This window comes from Moorena sp. SIO3B2, from assembly GCF_010692525.1.
Taxonomy (GTDB): Bacteria; Cyanobacteriota; Cyanobacteriia; order Cyanobacteriales; family Coleofasciculaceae; genus Moorena; species Moorena producens.
The window spans coordinates 1-2,993 of sequence record NZ_JAAHHE010000583.1; the positions used below are offsets into that span (position 1 = coordinate 1).

Annotated in this window: 4 protein-coding genes and 1 pseudogene; 4 read left to right on the plus strand and 1 reads right to left on the minus strand. The window is 41.9% G+C overall.

Features of this window, described 5'->3' with window-relative positions:
- The 3 genes and pseudogenes from F6K38_RS38315 to F6K38_RS38325 form a co-directional block, all read left to right on the plus strand.
- A pseudogene (locus tag F6K38_RS38315) lies at positions 1–348 on the plus strand (hypothetical protein); the annotation flags it as partial.
- Between the two features lie 290 nt (positions 349–638).
- On the plus strand, positions 639–824 hold the full coding sequence (locus F6K38_RS38320; protein ID WP_287360180.1) for a hypothetical protein: 186 nt from the start codon (positions 639–641) through the stop codon (positions 822–824).
- Between the two features lie 187 nt (positions 825–1,011).
- A complete protein-coding gene (locus F6K38_RS38325; RefSeq protein ID WP_287295071.1) occupies positions 1,012–1,506 on the plus strand; it encodes a response regulator transcription factor in 495 nt (164 codons plus the stop codon).
- Positions 1,507–1,681: 175 nt separating this feature from the next.
- On the opposite strand, the gene F6K38_RS38330 is transcribed toward F6K38_RS38325, so the two are convergent.
- On the minus strand, positions 1,682–1,882 hold the full coding sequence (locus F6K38_RS38330) for a hypothetical protein (protein WP_287360181.1): 201 nt from the start codon (positions 1,880–1,882) through the stop codon (positions 1,682–1,684).
- Between the two features lie 873 nt (positions 1,883–2,755).
- Here F6K38_RS38330 and F6K38_RS38335 point away from each other — a divergent pair.
- Entirely contained in the window at positions 2,756–2,965 is a 210-nt protein-coding gene (locus F6K38_RS38335; RefSeq protein WP_008178170.1) for a type II toxin-antitoxin system HicB family antitoxin, read from the plus strand.
- The last annotated feature ends 28 nt before the right edge of the window (positions 2,966–2,993 follow it).

Below are 2,993 nucleotides of genomic sequence, written 5' to 3' on the forward strand. Positions count from 1 at the left end.
AAACCTACAGATTTTAGTGATAATCGTCCTCCAGATATCTGCAAAGCTTTGGACAAATTGGGAATCTCTTGCGAACTGGTCAGTCCGCAGGATCGAATTGTGGCTTTGGAATCGGAGTACTTACGCCAGTTGATGATTTACACCGGACTGGCAAAACTTTTATGGGAAGGGCTTCATCTGTGTGTTATACATCTTGTGACACCAGCAGTTCCAGTATCTAACAGAATTTCTAAGCCCTCTTGGAGCGATAACTCTGCCTGTGATCCTGAAGACTTGGGGAATTGCCCAGAGTTGAAGGAGGATCTATGGATAAATACTAAAGCGTTCTGGTATAGTCTTTCTATTTGAGATGTAAACATAGAACGACACGCTTTCGGTAACATAAAACTACGGATAGGGTAACAGGAGTAAGGAATACAGCGTTTTTTTGATAATCAAAAATTACAATCTAGTTTTACAACTCATTTGTAAAGCCTAGAGAAACTATAAGTTTTTTAACAATTTAATTCCTTTTTGATTGATATTTAACAGAATAGAAGGGGGGGGTAAGACTATCCATGGATCTGATCTTCCTAAATCATTTGTGAATACTGATAGCAATGGGTGTAATGGTGTTGACAAATTCAAGGAACGAAGCTATGCAGCGAAGTCTTGGGGAGCTAAATCATTCCCTGGTCCGATGTTACCTATTCCCTACGCACAGCGCTATAGTTTTGCGTAAGCATTCAGCAGTCAGCAGTCAGCAGTCAGCAGTCAGCAGTCAGCAGTCAGCAGTCAGCCATCAGCAGTCAGCCGTAGCCCATAAACTGATAGCTGATAGCTGATAGCTGAAAACTGATAGCTGATAGCTGAAAACTGATAGCTGATAGCTGAAAACTGATAGCTGATAGCTGAAAACTGATAGCTGATAGCTGAAAACTGATAGCTGATAGCTGAATGCTTACTTTTATCCTTCCCCAGGTTCCGCTAATCAATCAAACAGGATGTCTATAGGTACTTGACATTTTTCTTATGAAAGAGAAACTTAATTTTCCTCTTTATCGTCAAGATATAGCTACTAAAGATATACAATCAGAGTTAGGAAATCAAGTGATTGGTAAGCTGTTTATCAATAATTCTTGTTTTTTAGTTTGTGAAACAAACCACGAATTTAAACCTAGTTTAGGGTCTAGCTCTAATTCACCCCCTCAAAGCAGTTGTCCTTTGAATGCAGTTGGTTATATGGAGGTAAATGGTAAATGTTATGCAATTACAGAATTCCAAGACAATACTACTTCCGTTACATCTCATCTTGCTAGTCTCTTAACAGAACGAGAGTTACAAATTGTTACTCTTGTTGCTTCAGGTCAGTCTAATAAGCTAATTGCTAAACAGCTTGAAATTAGTGAATGGACAGTTTCTGCTCATCTACGTCGGATCTTCCTGAAGCTGGATGTAGATAGTCGAGCCGCTATGGTTTATCAATGTGCTCCTTTGATTCAGCAATTAGAAATGAAGTCGCTATAGCAGAAGTCATTTGTCAGAAGTCATTTGTCAGAAGTCAAACTCTTGCGCTTACAAAGGGTGTGAGACTAATGTCGATGTCCTAACTGCCCTGGCGACTGCTATATAGGCTGAGGAACTGCTATCAGCCAACAGCTGTCAGCGGTCAGCCGTCAGCTGTTGGCTGACGGGTAAATCCTTACACATCATCTTGTACGGCACTGGATGCGATCGCATAATATTTCCGGGCACTCGATGCGATCGCATCATCTTGTCGAGCACTCGATGCGATCGCATTATCTTGTCGGGCACTGGATGCGATCGCATTATCTTGTCGGGCACTGGATGCGATCGCATTATCTTGTCGGGCACTGGATGCGATCGCGTAATAGTCCAGCACTGGATGCGATGCTCTGAGCCGCTACGCGAACGCATAATCTTGTATGGCATGGGATGCGATGCTCTGAGCCGCTACGCGAACGCATAATATTTCCGGGCACTGGATGCGATGCTCTGAGCCGCTACGCGAACGCATTTTATTCTAATGATGTAGACAGGCTTTTTAGTATTTTAACTCTGACCTACTCTAGGCTCCCTAATTTTAGCTAATCAGCTCCCTTTTTATATCAGTAAATTAAAAAATAATGTCAAAGTAAATTAAACATAAATGAGTCTATAAATGGCTATTTAGGCTATTTGTAAATAAATGTAAATAATTTTTATTAACCCTTGCATTTTTTCGAGGATTTATCTATACTATAGAAGGTACACACTGAAACTAATAACCGCGCTGGTGAAGGTTAACGGCTATTACCAGCGCGGCTTTTCTCCCAACCAAGTAGGAGTTACTTCCATAATGGCAGAAAAATCACGATCATTAATCCCAACGTTTCAGCAACCTACCGGAGCTAATGATGCTGGTTTGGTTAAGAGTTGGAACTTTTTGCTTTTTTGCGCTTGCTGCGTTACCCTTTCGAGGGCGCACCCTACAAGATCGTGGGATTAGCCCAAAGGGCTAGGGCTTGGGGCGTTGCTTAATAATGGCATGATTTTAAGAGTAGGTGCGCGCCTCCTAGGGCTAGTAAATCGCCCTTGGGTCGTATGTAGCATGGGCATCTTGCCCGTTACAATATATTTTCGGGCGGGCAGGATGCCCACTCTACTCCTATTCAAAGGAAGACTGACGCAACGCCGGTAAATCAAGTCTTGAGGTTCCAATTGGGACTCTTAAAAATATATGGCGACAAGCTCAAATAGATGAGGATAAAATCTAATGCGCTATGCAGTTGTTATTGAAAAAGGAAAAAATAGCTACGGTGCTTATGTTCGAGATCTTCCTGGGTGTGTTGCGGTGGCAGAAACATTAGAAGACGTTAAACAATTAATTACTGAGGCAGTGATGTTTCATTTGGAAGGATTGAAAGAAGATGGATTAAGTGCTCCTGAATCAGTGTCATTCTGTGAGTATATTGAGGTGGCTTAGGGCACACCCATCACACTCAACCAGAAAC